Annotated in this window: 19 protein-coding genes and 2 pseudogenes; 3 read left to right on the top strand and 18 right to left on the bottom strand. The window is 72.2% G+C overall.

Features of this window, described 5'->3' with window-relative positions; genetic code table 11:
• Positions 1–21 precede the first annotated feature (21 nt).
• The 3 genes from ACFHWS_RS13240 to ald all read right to left on the bottom strand — a co-directional run bounded on the left by ACFHWS_RS13240 (position 22) and on the right by ald (position 3,283).
• Complete coding sequence (locus ACFHWS_RS13240) at positions 22–951, bottom strand: ParA family protein (RefSeq protein ID WP_416555057.1); 930 nt, start codon at positions 949–951, stop codon at positions 22–24.
• Between the two features lie 239 nt (positions 952–1,190).
• Positions 1,191–2,171 (bottom strand): site-specific tyrosine recombinase XerD, encoded by a 981-nt coding sequence (locus tag ACFHWS_RS13235; protein ID WP_416568301.1) that lies wholly within the window; start codon positions 2,169–2,171, stop codon positions 1,191–1,193.
• Positions 2,168–3,283 (bottom strand): alanine dehydrogenase, encoded by a 1,116-nt coding sequence (gene ald, locus ACFHWS_RS13230; protein WP_416555055.1) that lies wholly within the window; start codon positions 3,281–3,283, stop codon positions 2,168–2,170. The genes ACFHWS_RS13235 and ald overlap by 4 nt, the downstream gene beginning before the upstream one ends.
• 221 nt (positions 3,284–3,504) lie before the next feature.
• Here ald and ACFHWS_RS13225 point away from each other — a divergent pair, with 221 nt between their 5' ends.
• Positions 3,505–3,795, top strand: a complete 291-nt coding sequence (locus tag ACFHWS_RS13225) for a TM2 domain-containing protein (RefSeq protein ID WP_416555212.1) — start codon at positions 3,505–3,507, stop codon at positions 3,793–3,795.
• A gap of 115 nt (positions 3,796–3,910) precedes the next feature.
• Here the strand turns inward: ACFHWS_RS13225 and ACFHWS_RS13220 are convergent, their stop codons facing one another.
• The 13 genes and pseudogenes from ACFHWS_RS13220 to ACFHWS_RS13160 form a co-directional block, all read right to left on the bottom strand.
• The gene (locus ACFHWS_RS13220; protein ID WP_416555053.1) at positions 3,911–4,564 is read right to left on the bottom strand and encodes an NUDIX domain-containing protein; all 654 of its coding nucleotides are present in this window, start codon (positions 4,562–4,564) and stop codon (positions 3,911–3,913) included.
• The gene (locus ACFHWS_RS13215) at positions 4,564–6,264 is read right to left on the bottom strand and encodes a CTP synthase (protein WP_416568275.1); all 1,701 of its coding nucleotides are present in this window, start codon (positions 6,262–6,264) and stop codon (positions 4,564–4,566) included. The genes ACFHWS_RS13220 and ACFHWS_RS13215 overlap by 1 nt, the downstream gene beginning before the upstream one ends.
• A 150-nt stretch (positions 6,265–6,414) precedes the next feature.
• Positions 6,415–8,532: pseudogene (locus tag ACFHWS_RS13210) on the bottom strand (hypothetical protein); the annotation flags it as partial.
• On the bottom strand, positions 8,532–9,743 hold the full coding sequence (locus ACFHWS_RS13205; RefSeq protein ID WP_416555049.1) for a glycosyltransferase family 4 protein: 1,212 nt from the start codon (positions 9,741–9,743) through the stop codon (positions 8,532–8,534). The pseudogene ACFHWS_RS13210 and the gene ACFHWS_RS13205, both read right to left, overlap by 1 nt.
• Positions 9,740–11,389: a murein biosynthesis integral membrane protein MurJ gene (gene murJ / locus ACFHWS_RS13200; protein WP_416555047.1), complete on the bottom strand. Its 1,650-nt coding sequence runs from the start codon at positions 11,387–11,389 to the stop codon at positions 9,740–9,742. The genes ACFHWS_RS13205 and murJ overlap by 4 nt, the downstream gene beginning before the upstream one ends.
• A gap of 13 nt (positions 11,390–11,402) precedes the next feature.
• Positions 11,403–12,260, bottom strand: a complete 858-nt coding sequence (locus ACFHWS_RS13195) for a hypothetical protein (protein WP_416555045.1) — start codon at positions 12,258–12,260, stop codon at positions 11,403–11,405.
• Between the two features lie 26 nt (positions 12,261–12,286).
• Positions 12,287–13,222 (bottom strand): copper transporter, encoded by a 936-nt coding sequence (locus ACFHWS_RS13190; RefSeq protein WP_416555043.1) that lies wholly within the window; start codon positions 13,220–13,222, stop codon positions 12,287–12,289.
• A 50-nt stretch (positions 13,223–13,272) separates the two neighbouring features.
• Positions 13,273–14,451, bottom strand: a complete 1,179-nt coding sequence (steA, locus tag ACFHWS_RS13185) for a putative cytokinetic ring protein SteA (RefSeq protein WP_416555041.1) — start codon at positions 14,449–14,451, stop codon at positions 13,273–13,275.
• 96 nt (positions 14,452–14,547) lie between these two features.
• The gene (gene recN / locus ACFHWS_RS13180) at positions 14,548–16,305 is read right to left on the bottom strand and encodes a DNA repair protein RecN (protein WP_416555210.1); all 1,758 of its coding nucleotides are present in this window, start codon (positions 16,303–16,305) and stop codon (positions 14,548–14,550) included.
• Between the two features lie 47 nt (positions 16,306–16,352).
• Positions 16,353–17,249 (bottom strand): NAD kinase, encoded by an 897-nt coding sequence (locus ACFHWS_RS13175; RefSeq protein ID WP_278174477.1) that lies wholly within the window; start codon positions 17,247–17,249, stop codon positions 16,353–16,355.
• Between the two features lie 29 nt (positions 17,250–17,278).
• Complete coding sequence (locus ACFHWS_RS13170) at positions 17,279–18,097, bottom strand: TlyA family RNA methyltransferase (protein WP_416568274.1); 819 nt, start codon at positions 18,095–18,097, stop codon at positions 17,279–17,281.
• Between the two features lie 26 nt (positions 18,098–18,123).
• Complete coding sequence (locus tag ACFHWS_RS13165) at positions 18,124–18,402, bottom strand: hypothetical protein (protein ID WP_416568273.1); 279 nt, start codon at positions 18,400–18,402, stop codon at positions 18,124–18,126.
• Positions 18,399–18,872: a phasin family protein gene (locus tag ACFHWS_RS13160; RefSeq protein ID WP_416555035.1), complete on the bottom strand. Its 474-nt coding sequence runs from the start codon at positions 18,870–18,872 to the stop codon at positions 18,399–18,401. Before ACFHWS_RS13160 ends, ACFHWS_RS13165 begins: the two co-directional genes overlap by 4 nt.
• 160 nt (positions 18,873–19,032) lie before the next feature.
• Here ACFHWS_RS13160 and ACFHWS_RS13155 point away from each other — a divergent pair, with 160 nt between their 5' ends.
• Positions 19,033–19,371, top strand: a complete 339-nt coding sequence (locus ACFHWS_RS13155; RefSeq protein WP_278168800.1) for an SCP2 sterol-binding domain-containing protein — start codon at positions 19,033–19,035, stop codon at positions 19,369–19,371.
• Positions 19,372–19,482: 111 nt separating this feature from the next.
• Here ACFHWS_RS13155 and ACFHWS_RS13150 read toward each other — a convergent pair whose 3' ends face one another.
• Complete coding sequence (locus tag ACFHWS_RS13150) at positions 19,483–20,523, bottom strand: HAD-IIA family hydrolase (RefSeq protein WP_416555033.1); 1,041 nt, start codon at positions 20,521–20,523, stop codon at positions 19,483–19,485.
• 29 nt (positions 20,524–20,552) lie between these two features.
• A pseudogene (locus tag ACFHWS_RS13145) lies at positions 20,553–21,194 on the bottom strand (Replicase polyprotein 1ab); the annotation flags it as partial.
• Positions 21,195–21,551: 357 nt separating this feature from the next.
• On the opposite strand from ACFHWS_RS13145, the gene ACFHWS_RS13140 reads away from it, so the two are divergent.
• Positions 21,552–21,938: a hypothetical protein gene (locus ACFHWS_RS13140; protein WP_416555031.1), complete on the top strand. Its 387-nt coding sequence runs from the start codon at positions 21,552–21,554 to the stop codon at positions 21,936–21,938.
• Positions 21,939–22,473: the final 535 nt, after the last annotated feature.

The following is a 22,473-nucleotide window of genomic DNA, read 5'->3' as shown; positions in this document are numbered from 1 at the left end:
CTCGACGAGCTGCACCGCAGGTTAGCGCTCCGCCTGGTGCGCGATGACCTCACGGGCCAGCTGCCGGTAGTTGCGGGCCCCAGACGAGGCCGGGTCAAGGCTGGTGATCGGCGCGCCGGCCACCGTCGACTCGGGGAACTTCACCGTCTTGGTGATGACCGTCTGGTAGACCTTGTCGCCGAACGCCTCGACCACCCGCTGCAGCACCTGCCGGCAGTGGGTGGTGCGGCTGTCGTACATCGTGGCGAGGATGCCTTCCAGCTCCAGGTCGAAGTTGAGCCGCTCGCGGACCTTGTCGATGGTGTCCAGCAGCAGCGCCACCCCGCGCAGGCTGAAGAACTCACACTCCAGGGGGATCAGCACACCGTGCGCCACGGTGAGCGCGTTGATCGCCAGCAGACCGAGCGAGGGCTGGCAGTCGATCAGAACGAAGTCGTACTCCTTGCGGATCGACTTGAGCACCCGGGCCAGGGCCATCTCCCGGGCGACCTCGTTGACCAGCTGGATCTCCGCGGCCGACAAATCGATGTTGGCCGGCAGCAGGTGCAGACCGGCGACGTCGGTCTTGATCAGCACGTCCTCGGCGGTGACGTCGTCCTGCATCAGCAGGTTGTAGACCGACAGATCAAGGTTGTGCGGGTTGACCCCGAGCCCGACCGACAACGCGCCCTGCGGGTCGAAGTCGACCAGCAGCACCCGGCGTCCGTACTCGGCCAACGCGGCACCGAGGTTGATCGTCGTGGTGGTCTTGCCGACGCCGCCCTTCTGGTTGGCCATCGCGATGATCCGCGCCGGGCCGTGCCGGTCGGTCGGCATCGGCTCGGGGATCGGCTTGCGCATGGTGTAGGCGGTCGGATCGGCGGGACCGAGCTCCGCGCTCAGATCGAGCCCCGCCTGTTGTTCGCGGAGCGTCGAGGTCCACGCCTCGGCACGGTCACCGTTGCCCGCCATGTCCTGTGCGCCCCCTCCCGACGACTGCTCGGCGCCGGAGCCGACCGGCGTCTGCAGCGGCGTCGCCGCTGCGGGGCCTTCGCCTGCCGCCGTACGAAAGCCGCGCCGTTGCCCGACTGTACGCCACCCGGCTGGGGTGCGGCGGACACCGGTCCGGCGTGTCGACCCGGCTTGCCCGGGTACGCCCGGCGGCCTCACCCGCACCCGCCCACGGATCAACCGTAGGCACGCGGAGCGGGTCAATGACGGGCCCGCGGATGGGAGGTGGCGTAGATTTCGCGGAGCCGGTCGACGGTCACCAGAGTGTAGACCTGGGTGGTGGTCACCGACGCGTGCCCGAGCAGTTCCTGGACCACCCGTACGTCCGCGCCGCCGTCGAGCAGATGGGTGGCGTACGAGTGCCGCAGGGTGTGCGGGGAAACCGGATGCGCCCCGCTCACCGGCAGCCCGGCGCGTGCTGCGGCGCGCCGCAGCACCGTCCACGCGCTCTGCCGGGACAGCTGCCCGCCCCGCGCGTTGAGGAAGACGGCCGGGCTGCCCCGGCCCGCCGCCGCGAGGGCCGGCCGCACCCGGGTCAGGTACGCCCGCAGCGCGTCGGCCGCGTACCCACCGACCGGGACCACCCGCTGCCGGCCGCCCTTGCCGCGGAGCAGGACCGCCCCGGTGGCCAGGTCGAGGTCGTCGACGGCGGCACCGACCGCCTCGGAGATCCGCGCCCCGGTGCCGTAGAGGAACTCCAGCAGTGCCCGGTCGCGTACGGCCAACGGCGGCACCGGACCGTCCACGGCCCCGGCGGCGGCCAGCAGCCGTTCGATCTGGTCGAGGTCGAGCGCCCGGGGCAGCCGACGCGGCGGGACGGCGGGACGGACATCGCGGCCGGCGTCGGAGTCGGCGTGTCCCTCCCGGACGGCGAACCGGTGCAGCCCGCGGATGGCGCTGGCGGCCCGGGCGGTGGACGCGGCCGACAGCGGCGGCTGCCCATCTGCGCCGGACCGCATCGCGGCGAGGTGCCCGGTGATCTGCGCCGACCCCACCTTGGCCAGCTCGTCGATCCCCAGGTTCGCCAGGGTGCCGAGGTATCGGTCCAGGTCGCGCCGGTACGACCGGAGGGTGTGCTGGGACAGCCCGCGTTCGACGGTCAGGTGATCCAGGTAGCTGCGGACCGCGTGCCGCAGCGCGGGGGCCGGCGGCACCGTCGGTGGCGGCGCGTCGCCGGTCAGCCCAGCACCTCGGCCAACGACCGGCTGCTCAGGCCGTGTGCCTCGGCCACCGGGCCGGAGGTGATCTCGCCGTCGTGGGTGTTCAGACCGGCGGCGAGAGCCCGATCGTGGCGCAGCGCGTCGCGCCAGCCCCGGTTGGCGAGTTCGAGGGCGTACGGCAGGGTGACGTTGGTCAACGCGTAGGTGCTGGTGTGCGGGACGGCGCCCGGCATGTTCGCCACGCAGTAGAAGACCGAGTCGTGGACCGGGTAGACGGGTTCGGCGTGGGTGGTGGGCCGGGAGTCCTCGAAACAGCCACCCTGGTCGATCGAGATGTCGACGAGCACACTGCCGGGCTTCATCCGGGACACCAGTTCGTTGGTGACGATCCTGGGTGCCTTCGCCCCGGGCACCAGGACCGCGCCGATCACCAGGTCCGCGTCGATCACCGCCCGTTCGACCTCGTAGGTGTTCGACGCGACCGTCTTCATCCGCCCCTGGTGGATCGCGTCCGCCTGACGCAGCTTGCTGATCTCCCGGTCGAGCAGCAGGACGTCGGCATGCATCCCGGCCGCGATCGCCGCCGCGTTCATCCCGGACACCCCGGCCCCGATGACCACCACCTTCGCCGGGTAGACGCCGGGGACCCCGCCCATCAGCACGCCGCGCCCGCCGCCGGGACGCATCAGGTGGTACGCGCCGACCTGCGCGGCCAGCCGACCGGCGACCTCGGACATCGGTGCGAGCAGCGGGAGGGACCGGTCGGCGTTTTCCACCGTCTCGTACGCGATTCCGGTGACCCGCTGCCGCAGCAGGGCGTCGGTGCACTCCCGCGACGCCGCAAGGTGCAGGTAGGTGAAGAGCACCTGGCCGGAACGCATCCGGTGGTGTTCCTCGGCGACCGGCTCCTTCACCTTGAGTACCAGGTCGGCGCTTGCCCAGACATCGTCGGCGCTCGGGGCGATACTCGCCCCGGCGGCGGCGAACTCGTCGTCGGTGATGGAGGACCCGACGCCGGCGCCAGTCTCCACCGTCACCTGGTGACCGGCCCGGGTGAACTCGTGCACCCCGGCCGGGGTGATCGCCACCCGGTACTCGTGGTTCTTGACCTCGCGGGGAATGCCAACCTTCACGTCGCCGTCACCTTTCCGCGGGCCACGCTGCCCGAACTTGTCTCCCGGCGAAGTCTAGATCCGGTCGACGGGTCCGACAGTCCGCACGTTGACAGTCGATGGCGGCGCGGCTTGACGGTGTGTCATCCCACGCAGCCACCGGCCAGCTGGCTACACAGAGCGAAGGTCCGAGACCACCAGGTAGCACCCGTTCACGGGTTTTCCCAGCATCCGGACTTTCGCTGCGACGACCTGGACCAAGGTCACTACATTGCCGCTTCATGACCTTTCCTCAGCATCCTGGCGCCGGTGGCGTCTCCGACAAAAGCAAGATCATCGCCGGGGTCCTCGGCATCCTGCTGGGCGGCTTCGGCGTCGGCCGGTTCTACACAGGCCATACCAAGATCGCCGTACTCCAGCTGGTCGTCAGCGTCGTCACCTGTGGCCTCGGTTCGCTCTGGGGCCTGATCGACGGGATTCTCGTCCTGGTCAACGGCGGCACCGACGCCCAGGGGCGGCCGCTGCGCGACTGACCACCCGATTGCTCGGCGACCCCGGCGGATCCGGCCGGTCGCCGAGCGGAGATTGCGACAAGCCGAACGGCGGTCGGGCGACATCCGCCCCGGCCGCCGTTCGGCGTACACCGGGTCAGCGCGCCGCGCCGCCGGGCGGGCGCGAGGCAGGTTCGGTGGCGGCGCGCAGCGCCGCCCACCCTGTCTGCCGGGCGCAGGCGGCAGCCAGCAGACCGGCCACCGCCGGACCGTTGGTGATCTCGCCGGCCAGCACCATCCGGACCGCCTCGTCGAGGTCGACGAGGCGGATCTGCAGCTCGGCCTCCTCGTCGTGGCGGTGGTGCCGGTCCTGCTCCGGCACCGGGGTAAGGTCCCGGGCGAGGAAGATCCGGACCGTCTCGTCCGAGAATCCCGGCGACGGGTGCACATCGACGAGCAGGTCGAGTCGACCGGCGGTCAGGTCGGCCTCCTCGACGAGCTCCCGGTGGGCGGTGGCGGGCAGTTCCTCCCCGGCGACGTCGATCAGGCCGGCGGGTAGCTCCCACAGTTGCCGGCCCACCGGGTGGCGGTACTGACGGATCAGCACCACTCGTCCGGCCTCGTCGAGCGCGACCACTGCGACCGCGCCGACGTGCCGTACGTAGTCGCGCCTGGCCACACCGCCGCCTGGCATCGTCACCTCGTCACTGACCACCGAGAAGACCGGGCCGGAGAACCGGTCGATCCGCGACAACACCTGGTAGACGTGACCACCCGAGCCGTCTTCGGCGTCCGGCTCATGCTCCCGCATCAGGCCCGGCCTCCGGGGGCCGGCACCAGATCCACCGGCAACTGGTCGGCCTCCGAATAGGTGATCACGGCACCGACGAAGGCGTGGAACAACGGATGCGGCCGGGTCGGGCGGCTCTTCAGCTCCGGATGGGCCTGGGTGGCCACGAAGAACGGGTGCTCAGCCCGGTCCAGCTCGACGAACTCAACCAGCCGGCCGTCCGGCGAGGTGCCCGAGATCCGCAACCCGGCTTTCTCCAACACCTCCCGGTACGCGTTGTTCACCTCGTAGCGGTGCCGGTGCCGCTCATTGACCTCGGTCGCCCCGTACGCCTGCGCGACGATCGAGCCCTCGGCCAGCAACGCCCGGTACCCGCCCAGCCGCATCGTGCCGCCCATGTCCCCCTTGCCGGCGACGATCTGCTCTTGGTCGGCCATGGTCGCGATGATCGGGTGTTCGACCTCCTCGTCGAACTCGGCGGAGTTGGCACCGGCCAGACCGGCGCCGTTGCGGGCCACCTCGATCGTCATGCACTGCAAACCGAGGCAGAGCCCGAGCACCGGGACACCGTTCTCTCGCCCGTACCGGGCCGCGCCGATCTTGCCCTCGATGCCCCGCACCCCGAACCCGCCCGGAATCACGATCCCGTCGACCCCGCTGAGCGCGGCGGCGGCACCGTTCGGGCTGACACACTCGTCGCTGGGCACCCACCGGATCTGCACCCGCGCACGGTGCCCGAAACCCGCCGCCCGGATCGCCTCGGTCACCGAGAGGTACGCGTCCGGCAGGTCGACGTACTTGCCGACCAGCGCCACGGTCACGGTGTGTCGCGGATGGTGCACCCGCTCCAGCAGGTCGTCCCAACTGGTCCAGTCCACGTCCCGGAAGGACAGGCTCAGCCGGCGCACCACGTAGGCGTCGAGGCCCTCCCGGTGCAGCACCTTCGGAATGTCGTAGATGCTCGGCGCGTCGGGGGCGGCGATGACCGCCTCCCGGTCCACGTCACAGTAGAGCGACAGCTTGTGCTTCAACTTGTCCGGGATCTCCCGGTCGGAGCGGCACACAATCGCGTCCGGCTGGATACCGATGCTGCGCAGCGCGGCGACCGAGTGCTGCGTCGGCTTGGTCTTGAGCTCGCCGGACGGCACCAGATAGGGAACCAGCGACACGTGCAGGTAGAAGCAGCGGTCCCGGCCGACATCGTGGCGGACCTGGCGGATCGCCTCCAGGAACGGCAACGACTCGATGTCTCCGACGGTGCCGCCTACCTCGGTGATCACCACGTCCGGGATCAGCCCGTGCTCGTCGGGCTCCCCCATCGCCCGGATCCTGGCCTTGATCTCGTTGGTGATGTGCGGGATCACCTGCACCGTGTCGCCGAGGTACTCGCCCCGGCGTTCCTTGGCGATGACCTCGGAGTAGATCTGACCGGTGGTCACGTTGGCCTTGCAGGACAGGTCACGGTCGAGGAACCGCTCGTAGTGCCCCACGTCGAGATCGGTCTCGGCGCCGTCGTCGGTGACGAACACCTCACCGTGCTGGAAGGGGTTCATCGTGCCGGGGTCGACGTTGAGGTACGGGTCGAGCTTCTGCATCACCACCCGGAGTCCGCGGGCGTTGAGCAGGTTACCCAGGCTGGATGCGGTCAACCCCTTGCCGAGTGAGGACGCGACGCCCCCGGTGACGAAAATGTGCCGTACCGTCTGTGTCGAAGGGGCCAAGGCGTGCTCCCGTGGGTCGTCTGACTGGTCATGCAGACCGGCGCGTCACTGATGAAGCTGCTGGCGCGATCCACGGGACTCCACGGTAACACCTGCCGAAACAGCGGACTCGCTGACCTCGTCGGGTGCCTTCGCCGTGGTCTGCTCGGCCGAGCCCGGCGGGCCGGTCGACGGTCTGGTCCGGTCCGCCGAGTGCCCGAGCACCCGCAACGCCACCAGCGCGGCCAGCGGCACGGTCACCGCCGCCGCCGCACCAGCCACGTCCAGCGCCGAACCCGCGAGTCCGCCGCCGATCACCGACGACACAGCGATGCCAGCCATCGCCGCCCGCACCGCCGGGTAGATGCCGAACAGCCGTTTCAGCCCGCCCCACGGCTGCAGCAGGGCGAACCACACGAGTACTGCGGCGACCAGCGCCAGTACCGTCAACGGGCTGCTCAACAGGGCCGACATGTTGGCCGCCGAGGAACGGTGCAGGGTCAGACCGCCGGTGCCGTCGGCCAGTGCGGTGAAGAACCGTCCCAGGCTGCCCCGTTCGGTCTCCGGCCGCTGCAGATCGAGCAGTGCGAAGCCGGCGGTCACCAGCAGACCCGCGATCGTCGCCCACGCCACTTTGGGCACGCTCAGCCACCCACCGGTGCTGATCGCCGCCGTGATCGCCACCCCGGCGGTCAACGCGATCGCTCCTACCGGGTCGGCACCCAGGTAGGGGCTGCCGACCAGGATCACCGCTGCACCACCGATGGTGACCACCACCGTCACCCGCCAGCTACGCCGGACCCGCTGGGCCAGGCAACCGGCGGCCAGCAGGGTGCCGGCGATCAGCACTCCCAGCCCCACTGTGCCGAGCCCGGCGTAGCGACCGCCTTCAGAGGCGGAGTACCCGGTGACGCCGTTGAGCTGCAGCCGGGCCCCGGTCAGCACGTCGGCGGCGACGACCGCCGCCGCGATCATGGCGACCAGCGTCATCGGGGCGAGCGTGTGCCGGTAGGAACGGCTGAACCGGACCGCCGCCGTCGCGGCGGCGACCGCCAGCAGCGTGGTCACGGCCAACGCAGGGCCGGGCTGGCCACTGCGCCACCAGGGCACCACCTCGGCCAGCAACGCCGCCGGGATGACGAGCGCGGCCGCGATCAGCAGCACCTCCATGACGGCGTCGACCCGTCGGGTGACCGGATCCGGGCCGGGCCGCCCAGCGGTGCGTCGCACCCGGCGCAGCAACGGTACGACGGCCACGGCGAGGACCGTATGGAACCCGGCGAGCAGGCCGAAGAACCAGACCGCGGCGCGTCGCTGGGCGCGGGCCTCCCGGTCGGCGTCGGCCGGGTACGCGATCGCCGTCGCGAGGTCCTCCGGCCGGCCGGGTACCGAACTCGCCGGCTGGCCGATGAACAGCCCGTCGGGTTGGTCCCGGTCGAGCACGTGCAGCGCGGTCGGCGCCAGGTCCACCAGCTGCAGGTAGCCGTCCCGGCCGGTGGTCGGCGACGTCATCCAGCCGGCGTCCCAGCCGGGGCCGTCGGCGATCGCGACGTGCAGCCGGGCCGGTGCGCTGGTGTCGGCCAGCCCGGCGACCAGCACGAGTGAACGCTGCGGGCGGGCCGCCAGGACCCGCGCCAGCGTCGCGTCGGCCTGCCGGGCGGCGGCGGCCCGTTCGATCGGGTCGGAACCGGCGACCACTCCGGCGGCGACCACGCTCAGCACGCAGGAGGCGAGCAGGTCCGCCGGGTCCTGCGGGAGTTCCGGCTCGTAGCGGTCGACCCGGCCGAACGGCCGGGCGGCGGTCAGCGCGGCACCCGGTCCGACAGCCACCGTGCACCGCACCGACTCGGCCAACGCGCCGGGCACCGCGCCCCAGGCGAGACGTTCCTGGTTGAGGCGTACGGTCGCGGGCTGCGAGGTCAGGTAGCCGCCGATGCCGTCGGGTTGCTCGACGGCGATCTGCGCCGGCGGGCAGGTGCCGTCGCCGGTGGTGCCGTCGTACGCCGCGTAGTTGCCGGCGCCGAGGGTGACCCAGCCGTCGGCCGGACAGGTCGGGCGCTGCGCGGATCGCACCGAAAGTGAGGCGATCGAGCCCTGCTCCGCCAGCCGCCACAGCGTCGGCGTCGTCCGCCGGTCGATGTCGTCCCAGCGCAGGCCCGGAACTCCGACGATCACCACGTAGTCGGCGCTGCGGCCGGAGGTGCCCACTGCCGGCCGGCCGGCCAGTGCCGCCACGCCAGCGGCCAGCAGCACCGACATCAGCAGCAGCGGCACGACCCGGTGACGCATCAGCCGATCCCGTCCACGGGTCGTTCGTCGCGGTCGGTCGGCCCGTTGCGGCGGCCCGACACCGACTGACCGCCGGCTACCTTCCGCACGCCGGTGACGCCCCGCCCGTCGGTCAACTCCCGGTAGACGGCGCGGACCAGGTCGAGACTGTCCGCGTCGGTCGGCCAGCCGGCGGCCTGCCGGGGTCCACGATCGGCCAGGTCGGCCCGCTGCTGATGGTCGCTCAGCAGCTCGCGCACAGCGCCGTCCAGTGCGGCCAGGTCGCCGGGCGGAATCAACCGGCAGGCGTCTCCGACCAGTTCGGGCAACCCGCCGACCGCGGTCGCCACCAGTGGTACGCCGGCCCGCAACGCCTCCTGGGCGAACAGCTGTCGAGCCTCCCAGTCGCTGCTGACGACCGCCAGGTCGGCACCGAGTAGCAGGTCGGCCACGTCATGACGGTGGCCGAGCAGGGTGACCGGTGCCCGTACCGCCGAGATCTGCGCCGCCAGGGACAGGTAGCTGGGCCCGGTTCCGGCGATCACCACCTGCGCCGGTGGGGTCAGTTCGCGCCACCCGGCGGCGGCGTCGACCAGCAGGTCGTAGCGCTTCTGCGGGTGCAGCCGGCCGACCGAGAGCACCAGGGGTCGATGGGCGCCGACACCGAACTCCGCGCGAACCGCGGCACGGCTGCGCCTCGGCGCGGGTAACTCCGGCGCCGCCACCGGGCCGAGCCGGGCATCGGACGCGCCGAGTTCCAACGCCCGCTCGACAAGGTCGGCGGAGGCGCCGAGGGTCACCTGGGCGACCCGCGCCACCCGCCGCTCGACCAGCCGCGCGAGCTGCCCCCGCAGTCCACCGGCGAGAATGCTGTTGTGCCAGGTCACCACGATCGGCGCGGACGGTCGGGCGAGCGCCGCGACGAATCCGGCGCGTAGTCCGTGCGCGTGCACGACGTCGGCCCCGTCGGCGAGGACGCGGCGGAGCGCGGTCACCGCGCGGACGTCGGCCAGGGTCGGGTTGGCCGGGATCTCCACCGGGACGAACCGGGCACCGGACGCGGTGAACCGGAACTGCTGTTCGACAGCGAGCGGACCGCACACGGTCACCCGCGCCCCGCCCGACACAAGGCCGCGGCTCAGGGATGCGACGTGCTGGCCGATACCGCCCGTGCTGGAGCCGATCAGCAGCAGGACCGCCCCCCTCCAGCGGTCGTCCGTCGGATCACTCACCGCGACTCCGTCCCCTTCCCGTCCCGTCGCCGGCCGGCCGCCAGCCGCCAGGTCCGGCGCACCGCACCAACAACCATCGGCCGCAGATCGTGGCGGTCCGCAGGCAGGGCCACCGCGAGAAAGACCGCCAACCCGGTCGCCCCGGACAGCATGCCCTGCAGCAGCACGCCGGGCACGGTCGGGGTGGTCGGCCCCGGCCCGGTCAGGTACGCCACGCCGGCGCCCGCAGCCGCCGCGGCGGCACTGGCTACCAGACCAGTCGCCGTCGCACGGCCGAGCCCGGTCAGCACCGCGCCACCGCCGACCCGGCGGAGCGCCGCGACCAGCAGCAGCCCCATCACCAACATGCCGAGCGCGTTGGCCAGCGCCAAGGCGGGGACCCGGTCACGGTCCGGCAGCACCAGCGACAGCACCGGCGCGGCGACCAGCACGCAGCTCCAGCCGCCGGCCACCGCTGCGGCGGCAGGCGCCGGACGGCCGGCCGCGTACAGCGCCCTGGAGCCGATCGCGAAGATGCCGTAGCCGATCAGGCCCGGAGCGAAGCCGGCGATGCCGGCGGCCAGCGTCCCGGCCTGCCCGGCCGGGACCAGAAAGGCCGCAGCCGGAAGGCAGACCGAGACCAGGACGGCCGCGCCGAGACAGCAGAGCAGGACCACGCCGCGTACGGCCGGACCGAGGTTTGATCGGTACCCGGCGATGTCCCCGTGGCTGTGGGCTGCGGCCAGGGTCGGGTACGCCGCAGTCGCCAACGGCACCGCGAGCACCGACCAGGGCAGCAGGAACACCGTCTGGGCCAGCGTGAACAGCACGACGCTGCCCTGCGGCGCGCCACCGGCGAAGCAGAGCCAGACCGCGACCAGTATGGCGAGCTGCTGCGCGCCGACAGTGACCGCGCCGGCCGCCGCCAGCCCGCCGACCGCATCGCGGGCCGCGCCAACGAACCGTAGGCCGGGTCGTAGCCGCAGACCCAGCGGGCGCAGCGGCACGAACAGGCACAGCGACAGCACGGCCACTCCGCCGGTGGTACCAGCGGCCAGCAGCAGTTGGCCTGACGCGCCCACCCCGGGCAGGTCGGCCAGCCGTCCCTCGGTGGCGGCGAAGGTCAGGTAGGTGCCGATCACCGTGACGCTGGACAGCAGCGGGGCGATCACCGGCCAGGCGAACCGGTGGTGCGCCTGCAGCACTCCGGTGAGCACCACGGCGATCCCGTACAGGGGAAGTTGCGGGGCGAACAGCCGCAGCATCAGGGTGCCGGCGTCGATCTGCGCAGGACCGGCGTCGGCGTCAAGCAGCCGCACGATCGGCCCGGCCGCGAACGCGAGCAGCACCGCGAGCGGGATCAGCAGGGCCAGCGTCCAGGTGAGCAGCGCCGACGTGGTCGCGGACACGCCGCTACGGTCGCCGGCGGCCACCGCACCGGCGAGCAGCGGCACCACGAGGCTGGCCAGCGCTCCCCCGGCGACGATCTCGAAGATGATGTTGGGGATCGTGTTGGCGGCGAGGTAGATGTCGCCCAGCGCGGTCGGCCCCACCGACCAGGCGAAGACGGCGGTACGGCCGACCCCGGCCAGCCGGCTCGCCACGGTGAGCACCGCGATCAGCGCCGCGGCACCGGCGACCCGGGTGCCGACCGCCGAGTTGGTCATTGCCGCGTCCTGGTCAGGGTGTCCGGCGGCCGAGGGCGTCGAGCTCACGCAGGCCGGGGGTGCGCGCGATCACCTGGGTAAAGCTGACCCGCTCGCTCGCTGCGGTGAGCCCGGCGAGCACGGCGAGCACGGCCGCGCGTCCGGCCGGCCCGGTACGCTGCGCGACAGCTACCCCGAGCAGGGCACCCAGCGCGTTGGCACCGCAGTCGCCGAGCATCACCTGCTCGTCGAGATCGTCGCGGAGCAGTCCGAGCACCGCGCCGCTGGTCCCCGCAGCGGTGCCCGCCGTCGGGCCGGCCAGCAACGGGGCGGCGATCAGCAGCCCGGCCTTGGCCGCCCGCCCGGGACGCAGGTCCAACAGATTGACCAGGTTGGCGGTGCCGGCGATGACGCCGGCGCCGAGCAGCATGTCGGCCGCCCGGGTGACCGGTCGGCGGGCGGTGTCCCGACGGTCCGCGGCGAGCAGCGCGGCCGCGGCGGTGGCGGCGGCGCCGACCCCCACGATCTTGACCAGCCCACTGGTCACCCGGCCGGACCGCAGCGCCGAGAGATGCCCGGCGAAGCCCTTGTCCGCCCGCTGCTCCGGTCGGGCGCCGACGATGTCGTCGTAGAGCCCGACCGCTCCGGCACCGGCACCGGCGACCAGCGCCGCTGCGGCGGCAGGCGGGCTCGCGGCCCCGAACGCGGCGGCGGTCGACGCGGCCGTAGCGAGCGCCGGGCCGCCGGCGAGGCTCACCGAACGGCCCCGGAAGTTGGTGCGCTCCAATCCGCTACCTGGTGCGACCCGCTTGGCGGTTCGCAGTGCGACGCGGGCGGCGACGGCACCGGCGGCACCGAGCAGCAACAGGCCCAGCGGGTGACGATTCGGCATCAGGGGTTCACTCCGTCGACAGGGTGCTATTCAGGACGTTTCGGCATCAACGACGTGGCACCCGCGCCGAGCCCGTAATGCCCGGCCTGATCGAGGGTGAACTGCTCGGCCACGGCGAGCGCCGTCACCGACTGGCCGGCGGTCGTGTTGCCGTTGTCGACGGTCGAGATCGACTGGGTCAGCGTAGGGTCGTTGCGGACCGCGGAGATCAGGTTCCCGTCGCTGGAGCCGGTCCCGGCCACCACGACCTGGCTGACCCGGTCGAACTGCACCACCATGGTGACCACCGCGGCGTCCTTCTTGGCGGCGTCCCGGTCGACGTACGGCTGCCCACTGACCACGACGACCGCCTCAGCAGGTCCGGTGACCTCATGTTCGACGGTGATGTAGCCGGCGTCGCCGTACGCGTCGAGCAGCGCAGCCAGGTCCGCCGGTTCGACTGCCGGCGGCTCCTCTCGGTCGACCAACGCGCTGGCCAGCAGCGCGCTGGAGGTCTCCACCCCGTCGCTGTTACCGGGCAGTCCGGCGGTGGGGATGGTGGGCCGGGCCGCCGCCGTAGCGAGCGCCAGCAACTCCACGCTGTTGTCCGGGTTGACGAACTTGTCCTGCACGTCGATCCGACCGGTCAACGTCGCTCCGGCGAGGTCGAGCGCGGCCATCACGCCTTCGGCATGGTCCCGGCCGCTGGGCAGACAGACCACCAGCAGCCGGCGACCGGCGAGCTTGTCGGCGAGCAGGATCGGCGCGGCCTCGGCGACGAAGTCCTCCTCACGGTTGACCTCCTCGCGCAGCGAGTTGACGGTCTCCCGCAACTGCGTGTTGTCCTTGCGGAGCGCATTCACGTTGTCGCTCAGAGAATCGGCAACCGGGCCGTTCAGCGCAGCGGTGCCGACCACGAGGCCGATCGCCAGGGCGAGGAACACCGCGGTGAGCGACACCACGTGGTAACGGAAGTTGATCACACTTGCCGCCTTCTCCGATCCGTCTGCGCTGACCAGTAGTTTCGTCCGCGCTAGAAGAGCTGACCCACCTGGAAGACGAAATTGTCCCACCACTCGGATGCGACCCCGAGATAGGCCTTACCGACCGTGGAAACCGCCACGGCGGACGCCATGGCGGCGATTGCGGAGAGCACCAGCAGCAGCAACGACGAGCCGGAAATGCTCTGCCGGTACAGCCGGCTCACCCCTTTGGCATCGACCAGCTTACCGCCGACCTTCAACCGGGTCAGAAAGGTGGAGGCCATCCCGCCCCGCCCCTTGTCGAGGAACTCGACCAGCGTGGCGTGGGTACCGACCGCGACGATCAACGACGCGCCCTTCTCGTCGGCGAGCAGCATGGCGAGATCCTCACTGGTCGCCGCCGCTGGGAAGGTCAACGCCTCCACCCCGAGTTCACGGACCCGGTCCATGCCCGGCGCCCGGCCATCGCGGTAGGCGTGGACGACCACCTCGGCGCCGCAGCGCAGCACGTCGTCGGTGACCGAATCCATGTCCCCGATAATCATGTCGGGGGTGTAGCCGGCCTCGACCAGTGCGTCCGCTCCCCCGTCCACACCAATCAGCACCGGCTTGAACTCCCGGATGTACGGCCGCAGCACGTCCAGGTCTGCCTTGTAGTCGTAACCCCGGACCACGATCAGGCAGTGCCGGCGGGCGATCCTGGTCTCTATGTCCGGTACCCCGACCCCGTCCAGCAGCAGGTCCCGTTCCTGTTTGAGGTACTCCATCGTGTTGGCGGCGAACGCCTCCAACTGGACCGAGAGTCCTTCCCTGGCCTCGGCCATCGCCTTGGCGACCGAATCCGCGTCCTGGCGTACCCCGGACGCCACCCGGTCGTCGCCGACGAAGACCTCGGCGCCGTCGACCCGTACCGTGTCGCCCTCGCGAATCTTCTCGAACGCGTCCTCACCAAGGCCGTCGACCAGGGGGATACCCGCCTGGATCAGCACCTCCGGACCGAGGTTCGGGTACCGGCCGGAGACCGACGGTTTGGCGTTGAGGACCGCAGCCACGCCGACGGCGACCAACGAGTCGGCCGCGACCCGATCCAGGTCCACGTGGTCAATGACCGCGATGTCACCTGACCGGAGCCGACCGGCAAGACGCTTCGTCCGGCGGTCGAGCCGAGCCGTGCCGGAGATCGTTCCGGGCTCGGGATTACGAGCTCGGCGCAAGGTGGGTAGACGCATCCCTACCATCCTGGCATGTTGGGCGGTGAACACCGACACGACATGCCCGCTGTGCCATTGCCGGCAGGTCAGACACACCGGGCCGACTCCGGCAGGTCAACCCCGTCGATCGCGGGCGGCGACCGCGAGCAGCTCCTCCGCGTGCGCGATACCCAGATCCGAGTCGGGTAGCCCGGCGAGCATCCGGGCGAGTTCCCGCGCCCGGTCGGTGTCCTCGACCACCCGCACGCCGCTGGTCGTCACCGCTCCCCCGGTGTCCTTCGCCACCACCAGATGCCGGTCGGCGAACGCCGCCACCTGCGGCAGGTGCGTCACCACCAGCACCTGATGGCTACGGGCAAGCCGGGCAAGCCGACGACCGATCTCCACCGCGGCCTGCCCACCCACTCCGGCGTCGACCTCGTCGAACACCAACGTCGGCGGGCCGCCGGCTCCGGCGAACACCACCTCGATGGCGAGCATCACCCGGGAGAGCTCGCCGCCGCTGGCACCCCGCTGCAACGGCAGTGGCGGCGCGCCCGGATGCGCCAGCAACCGCAGCTCGACCTCGTCGGCACCGTCCGGGCCGACGCCGGCGTCGACACCGTCGACGGTCAGCGTCGGTTCGCCCCGGCCCGCCGGCCGGACGAGCACCGCGACCTCGATCCGGGCGTGCGGCATGGCCAGCCCGGCCAGCTCCACGCTCACCAGCTCGGCGAAACGCGCCGCCGCCTGCCGACGGGCCGCCGACACCCGGGCCGCCAGCTCCGCCACCTCGTCGGCCAGCCGGGCACGTTCCCGGTCCAGCTCGTCCAGCAGCTCGTCGGAGGTGTCCAACTCGGCCAGCCGGGACCGGGCCCGCTCCGCCCAGCTGATCACCCCGTCCACGTCGTCGGCGTACTTGCGGGTCAGCCCGCGCAGCGCCATCCGCCGCTCGTAGACCACCTGCAGACGCTGTGGGTCGGCGTCCAGCGCGGCGAGGTACCCGGACAGCTCCGCCGCCACGTCGCCGACCAACGTCGCCGCCTCGGTCACCCGGGCCGCCAGTTCACCGAGCGTCGGGTCCACGCCGGCCTGTGCCTCCAGCGACCGGCGGGCGGTGCCGAGCAGACCGGTCGCGTCCGGCGTGTCGTCGGCCGGTTCGGTGCCGCCGGCGAGAGCGAGGGCGGCGAGCTGGGCGGCGGTACGCAGCCCTTCGGCGTGCTCCAACCGTTGCGCCTCGGCCTTGAGCGCGGCTTCCTCGCCCGGCTGCGGATCGACCCGGGTAATCTCGTCGAGACCCAGCCGGAGCAGGTCCGCCTCCTGGTTGCGCTCGCGGGCGTTGCGCCGCCGGTCTGCCAGATCGTCGCTGACCTGGCGCCACCGACCGTACGTCTCCCGCATGGCCGCGAGCAGCTTGTCGTGGTCGGCCCCGGCGAACCGGTCCAGCGACGCGCGCTGCTCAGCCGGGCGCAGCAGCCGCAACTGGTCGGACTGCCCGTGCACGGCGACGGCCTGGGCACCGATCTCGCTCAGCACCGACACCGGCATGCCGCGGCCGCCGACGTGCGCCCGGGACCGTCCTTCGGCGGTCACCGTACGGCTGAGCAGCAGAACATCGTCCTCGTCAGGCTCGCCTCCGGCGTCTGCGACCCGCTCACGCACCACGGCTCCACTGGCACCGACCAGCCGCAGCCGGCCCTCGACGACCGCCCGGCCAGGATCCGCTCGAACCCGCCCGGCGTCGGCCCGGCCACCGAGCAGCAGCCCTAGCCCGGTCACCACCATCGTCTTGCCTGCCCCGGTTTCACCGGTGATCACGTTCATGCCGCCGGTCAACGGCAGCGTGGTGTCCTCGATGACGCCCAGCCCGGTGATGCGCAGCTCTTCCAGCACAGCCACCGACAGTAGTAGCGGGCCGCGACGTTGACTACCCGGGGCGGTCAGCGCCGGTTACCCCGCCAACCGTTGACCGGCAAATCGAACTTGGCGACCAGACGGTCACTGAACGGGCGCGGATGCAGCCGGACTACCCGCACCGGCAGGTCGCCCCGTTGGACCGTCACCCGCGCACCGGGCGGCAGGTCGTAGACCCGCCGGCCGTCGCAGCACAGCACCGCGAACGTGGTGTACGGGTCGACGGTGATGACGAAGGTGGAACTCGGCGCGGTCACCAGCGGCCGGCTGAACAGCGCGTGCGCGCTGATCGGCACCAGCAGCAGCGCCTCGACCTCGGGCCACACCACCGGACCGCCGGCCGAGAACGCATACGCGGTCGATCCGGTCGGCGTAGCGCAGACCACCCCGTCCGCGCCGTAGCGCGACAACGGTCGGCCGTCCACGTCGACCATCAGCTCCAGCATCTGGGCGCGCTGCCCCTTTTCGACACTGATCTCGTTCAGCGCCCACGAGTCGATGGTGACGCCGTACTCCAGCTCGGCCCGCACGTCCAGGGTCAACCGTTCATCCACTGTGTAGTCACGGGCCACCACCTGCCGGACCGCCCGGTCCAGATCACCGATCTCGGCCTCGGCAAGGAACCCGACCTTGCCGAGGTTGATCCCGAGCAGCGGGGCCTTCGCCGGACGGGCCAGCTCCGCGGCGCGCAGGAAGGTACCGTCACCGCCGAGCGCGAACACGATCTCCACCCCGTCGGCAGCCGCCGGACCACCGACCGGCTGCACCCCGGGCAGATCCAGATCGTCGGCCTCCTCGGCGACCACCCGTACCTCGAAACCCGCCTCGATCAGATCGGCGGCGACGGTCCGGGCATGGTCAGTGCTGCGCCGCCGACCGGTGTGGGTGACCAGCAGCGCCGCTCTGGCACCGCGGGGGGCCATCGGCGCCCCGCCGGTCGGGACTGTCGCGTTCACCGCGCTCCACCTTCTTCCGTGGCCGGACCGGCGTCGACGATAGCCCGCACCCGGAGCGGGTCGACGGGCGGCGCGTCGGCCCGGAACCAGACGAAGAACTCGACGTTGCCCCGCGGGCCGGGTAGTGGACTGGCGACCACCGCCGACACGCCGAAGCCAAGCTGGGCACCGGCCTGCGCGACAGCGAGCACCGCCTCGGCGCGCAACTGCGGATCGCGCACCACGCCACCGGAACCGACCCGCTCCCGGCCGACCTCGAACTGTGGCTTGACCATCAGCAACAGATCGCCGTCCGGCTCGGTGCAGGCGACCAACGAGGGAAGGACCAGCCGCAGCGAGATGAACGACAGATCCGCCACGGTCAACCCGACCGGGCCGTCGATCCGGTCGGCAGTGAGGGTACGGACGTTGGTCCGTTCGTGGACGCGTACCCGTGGATCGCCCCGCAGCGACCAGGCCAGCTGTCCGTAGCCGACGTCCACCGCGACCACCTCGGCCGCGCCACGCCGCAGCAGCACGTCGGTGAAGCCGCCGGTCGAGGCCCCGGCGTCCAGGCAACGCCGACCGGCGACCGCGACTTCGGTGCCGGCCAGGGCGCCGGTCAGCTTGTGCGCACCCCGGGAGACGTACCCGTCCACCGGGTTCCCGCCGAGGAGCCGGACTGCCTCCGCCGGATCGACCATCGCGGCGGCCTTGGCGGCGGCGACGCCGCGCACTTCCACCCGCCCGGCCGCGATCAACTCGGCGGCCTGTTCACGGGACCGCGCGAGTCCGCGGCGGACCAGCTCCACATCGAGGCGGTTACGGCGTGCCATGCGACTCCGGGGAGGATCTCGGCCGGTCAGGCCTGGTCGATGGTGGCGAGAGCTTCCTGCAGGGTGCCGTGCGCCGCTTCGTACTGAACGATCTGGTCGGCCGGCGGCAGACCAGCGGCGTTACGGACCGCCTCGATGGCCGCGTCGACCGCCGGGTGCCCGGTCCGGGTAACGGTACTGCCGGCGGAAACGTCCGTACCGTCGACTGCGCCGTCCACCGCCGCGGTGCCCGACGCGGCGGCCGCGCCGGGCGGGGTCGGCGAGACCTGGTTACCGGGTGGGAGCCCCGGCACCGGGCCGGTCACTGCCCACCCACCGAGCCGTCGACGGATCTGCGGCCCACCGTCTTGCTGGCCGGGGCCTTCTTGGCGACGGCCTTCTTCGCCACTGCCTTCTTCGCGACCGTGTTCTTCGCCGCGGCTTTCTTGGCCGGCGGCGGAATCGCCGCCTCGGCCGTGGCGGCGGCCGCCCGGCTCCGGGTCCGCTCCATGTCGGCCTCCAGCCGATCCATCCGGTCCCGCAGCGCCACGACCTCCTCGGCCTTGACCAGGCCCACTGCGCCGAGCGCCCGGTCCACCTCCGCCCGCACCAGCCGGGTGAGTGACTCACGGTTCGCAGTGCCGGCCGACAGCAGGTCCTCCGCCACCGCCTGCAGCTGGGCGGCGGTCGCCCCGCCCTTGCCGACCAACGACCGCGCAGTCTGCTCGGCCTTCTTCCGGGACGCCTCGGTCACGCCGAGGGCCAGTTCCAGGTACGCCCGCCAGGCGTCACGCATGGTCCGACTCCTTCACCGCGGAGAATGTTCGGTTGACACGCTACCGGGACGCGACGCCGCAGTGCGGTACGGTGCCTGTGCTGAACACCGGTGGTGCGACCACCGGTCGCGGTGCCCGGCCGGGCACCGCGATCCGCCGCGAAGCCCGGGAGGTGCGATTGTGGCCAGCGTCGACGAATGTCGGCAGGCGCTGCGGGAGCTCGCCACCCGGCTCGAGGGCAACGCCGACCAGGTACGCGAACGAGTCAACCTGGACCGTACGCTCGCCTGCCGGATCACCGATCTCGGCGCCGCGTTCCACGGACGGCTGACCGACGGTCGTCTCGTCGACCTCGCCGACGGGGACGACCCGAAGGCCAAGATCGCCATGAACATCGGCAGTGACGACCTGCTCGCGCTGGTCCGCGGCGACCTCGACGTAGGTCGCGCGTTGGCGGCCCGACGGCTGTCGGTCAGCGCCAGCCCGTTCGACCTGCTGAAGCTCCGGAAGCTGCTGTGAGCCAACCCGCTCCGTGGCCAGGTCCGCGTCCGCCGGCCCGGCTCGCCCGGCGACCCGGTACCCGGTCAGCGTAGGCTGCGGCCCGGCGTCGAACCACCCCAGCACGTCGGGTCACGCCAGCGCCAGGACACGCAGCGCAGACTCGGCTGCGGCGGACTCACATCGCACCTCGGTCACCGGGTCTCCCTGCCATGCGTGCTGGCAGAGCACCCGCAGCGCCTGCACGCTGTCACCGCCGGTGCCGTCGAGGACGAGCACCGCCGAGCCGTCGCGGTGCACCTGCCACCCGGCACCATCCGTCGGCCCGTCGTCGATCGGTCGGGCGTCGTCGGTCGCGAACAGTCCGGCGAGGTCCGCCGCCAAGTACGTCGGCCGGCGTGCCGGCGGGGCGGCCAGCAGTTCCCGAGCGTCGCTGATCCCGGTCAGCACGAGCAGACTCGCCATGCCGGCGCGGTTCGCCCCTTCGATGTCGGTATCCAGCCGGTCACCGACCACCAGCGGCCGACCGGCACCGGCACGTCGAGCGGTACTGACGAACAAACCCGGTTCCGGTTTGCCGACGACCTGGTCCGGCTCCCGGTTCAGCGCCGTGCGCAGCGCGGCGACCAGCGAGCCGTTACCGGGCAGCGGTCCCCGGGCACTGGGCAGGGTCCGGTCGGTGTTCGTCGCCACCCAGTCGGCTCCGCCCCGGATCGCCACCGATGCCTCCGCCAGATCGGCCCACCCAATCCCAGGGCCGTACCCCTGAACCACCACCGCGGGCTTGTCATCGGCCGACGCGACCAGCGCCAGCCCGGCCTCGGTGAGCTCGTCACGCAGCGCGTCCGCGCCCACGACCAGCGCCTTGACACCTGGACCGTACTGCTGTGCCAGCAGCGCGGCGGTCGCACCGGCCGACGTCACCACCTCGTCGGCAGTGGCCGGCACCCCCATGTCACGGAGCAGCTTGGCGACGTCGGCCGAACGCCGGGAGGCATTGTTCGTCGCGTACGCGACCGGCAGGCCGGCCTGCCGCAGCCGATTCACCGCCTCGACCGCCCCGGGGATGGGCCGGTCGATCAGGTAGATCACCCCGTCGAGATCAAATATCACCAGGTCGTATGCGGCGGACAGCCCGCAGCGGACAGCGGTAGCGTCGTAGGTTCGGGTCATCGGGGCCGGTCTTCTTCCGCGCTTCGGTGAGGTGAGCCGCCGGGGTGTGACGTGGCGGTCGGCTCGTCGTCGATTTCGTCGTCCGTCTCGTCCTCGGTCAGCAGCACGCCGTCGATTTTCAGAAGGCGCTCGGTCGCGTCAGTTGCCGCCTCCTCGTCGGCCTCGGCCGCCCGGGCGAACCATTCCCGAGCCTCGTCCTTACGCCCAGCGCTGAGCAGCGCGTCGGCGTACGCGTAACGGAGCCGGCAGACCCAGGGCTCGGCGGACTCCACGGTCAACTCCCGGACCTGCAGCATCGCCACCGCTGCGGCCGGCTGCCCCAGGTCGCCACGCGCACCTGCGGCGACCAGCAACAGCTCGATGGCGGCGGCGGGGTCCAGGCCGGCGCGATCCGCGCCACGGTAGATGTCGATCGCCCGCTCCGGCCGGCCGAGGGCGCGTTCGCAGTCGGCCAGTACGGCGAGGTGCGTCTGACGTCCGGTCATCCGGTGATAGGTCCGGAGTTCGGCGACGGCGGTCTGCCACTGCCCGGCCCGGTACGCGGCCAGGCCGACAGCTTCCCGTACCGCCGCGATGCGGGCGGCGAGCCGACGTGCCGCCAAGGCGTGGGCGAGCGCCGTCTCCGGCTCCTCGTCGAGCAGCTGGCCGGTGGCGACGAGGTGCCGGGCCACCGTGTCGGCCACCGGCCGGGCCAGTCCGAGCAGTTCGGCCCGGATCTCGGTGTGCAGGTCGGTGGCGAGGATATCGTCGGACAACACCGGCGGCGGCGTACGTTCGGCCACGCGGTCGGCACCGTCCTCGTCGCGCCGACGGTACGGCGCGGCGGAGGCATCCGCAGAACGGTCCGACGATGCCCGTCGGAAGGGCCGGTCGGTCGGACCGTCCGTACGCCTGCGGAACTGCCCCGGCGCGCCGTCGGCACGGGACCGGGCGGCGTCACCGGAGTGCGGGCGCCGATCCTCGGACCGAGGGCTTCTCCGGTCGGCCGGTCGGCCGGTGGTCGGAAAGCTGCCCGACCGGCGATCACCGTGGGAACGGTCGCGCCGATCTTCTCCGTGCCCGGTACGTCGGTCACCACCCCGCTGCTCGAGGCGCCGGTCCTCCCGTCCCCGCCCGGCATCGAACCGACGCTCACCGTCAGCACGCTGGGCGCGAGGTCCCCCAGTCGGAAATCCGCCACGGTCGGGCCGGCGCTCGCCACCGTCCCCACCCGTGGTCCGGCGGTCGCCGCGGAAGCCTCGGTCCTCGCGGGGTTCACTGCGGCGGCCGTCGTCGGACCAGCTCCTGCGCCCCCCGCGGAAACCGCCGCTTCTGTCCCCCGCAGCGCCACCGGGTTCCCCTCGGCCGCCCCGGCGGTCGTCGTCACGGCGGCGGGCCGGCTCCCAGTCGCCGCGTCGGTCCCGGTGTGGCCGTGATGCGCTGTCGTCGCGCCGACGGAACCCGGACGGCTCTCGGCCTGCGCCGGACTCGTCACGGCGCACGTAGCCACGGTCACGACCACCGGCCCTGCGGTCGTCGGGCTGTCGGCGGTCACGGTCCCAACCGCCTCGGCGGCGGTCACCGTCATTGCCGGTGGCACCACCTCGGCGTGCACCGCCGGTGAACGGTTGCCGGCGGTCGGAACGAAACCGCTCCGCACCGCCCTCACCACCGCGCCGTCCGGTGTCGTGGTCGTCCCGGCGCGGCGTCCGGTCGCCACGGTCGTCCCGGCTGCGGCGGTAGCCGCGGCTGAAGCCGCCGGAACGACCGGGTTGTTCGTCGGCGCGGCGAGGTCGGTCGCCATCCTGCCCAGTTGGGTTCACGACTCCATCCTCCCTGATGCCGCCCAACCGAAGTACGGCGGGCAGACACAGTTGAGGGCCGCTCCCCGCAGGGAGCGACCCTCAACTGTAAAGATGTCCGGCGGTGACCTACTCTCCCACACCCTCACGAGTGCAGTACCATCGGCGC

This window comes from Micromonospora sp. LOL_013, from assembly GCF_048060315.1.
Taxonomy (GTDB): Bacteria; Actinomycetota; Actinomycetes; order Mycobacteriales; family Micromonosporaceae; genus Micromonospora_E.
This window is presented reverse-complemented; position numbering and strand designations above follow the sequence as displayed.

Bases quoted from the DNA above. Each gene is read 5' to 3' on its own strand.
- ACFHWS_RS13240 (WP_416555057.1), bottom strand. From the start codon at position 951: ATGGCGGGCAACGGTGACCGTGCCGAGGCGTGGACCTCGACGCTCCGC.
- ACFHWS_RS13220 (WP_416555053.1), bottom strand. From the start codon at position 4,564: ATGCGGGAGCATGAGCCGGACGCCGAAGACGGCTCGGGTGGTCACGTC.
- murJ (WP_416555047.1), bottom strand. From the start codon at position 11,389: ATGACCAACTCGGCGGTCGGCACCCGGGTCGCCGGTGCCGCGGCGCTG.
- ACFHWS_RS13195 (WP_416555045.1), bottom strand. From the start codon at position 12,260: ATGCCGAATCGTCACCCGCTGGGCCTGTTGCTGCTCGGTGCCGCCGGT.
- steA (WP_416555041.1), bottom strand. From the start codon at position 14,451: ATGCGTCTACCCACCTTGCGCCGAGCTCGTAATCCCGAGCCCGGAACG.
- ACFHWS_RS13175 (WP_278174477.1), bottom strand. From the start codon at position 17,249: ATGGCCCCCCGCGGTGCCAGAGCGGCGCTGCTGGTCACCCACACCGGT.
- ACFHWS_RS13170 (WP_416568274.1), bottom strand. From the start codon at position 18,097: ATGGCACGCCGTAACCGCCTCGATGTGGAGCTGGTCCGCCGCGGACTC.
- ACFHWS_RS13160 (WP_416555035.1), bottom strand. From the start codon at position 18,872: ATGCGTGACGCCTGGCGGGCGTACCTGGAACTGGCCCTCGGCGTGACC.
- ACFHWS_RS13150 (WP_416555033.1), bottom strand. From the start codon at position 20,523: ATGACCCGAACCTACGACGCTACCGCTGTCCGCTGCGGGCTGTCCGCC.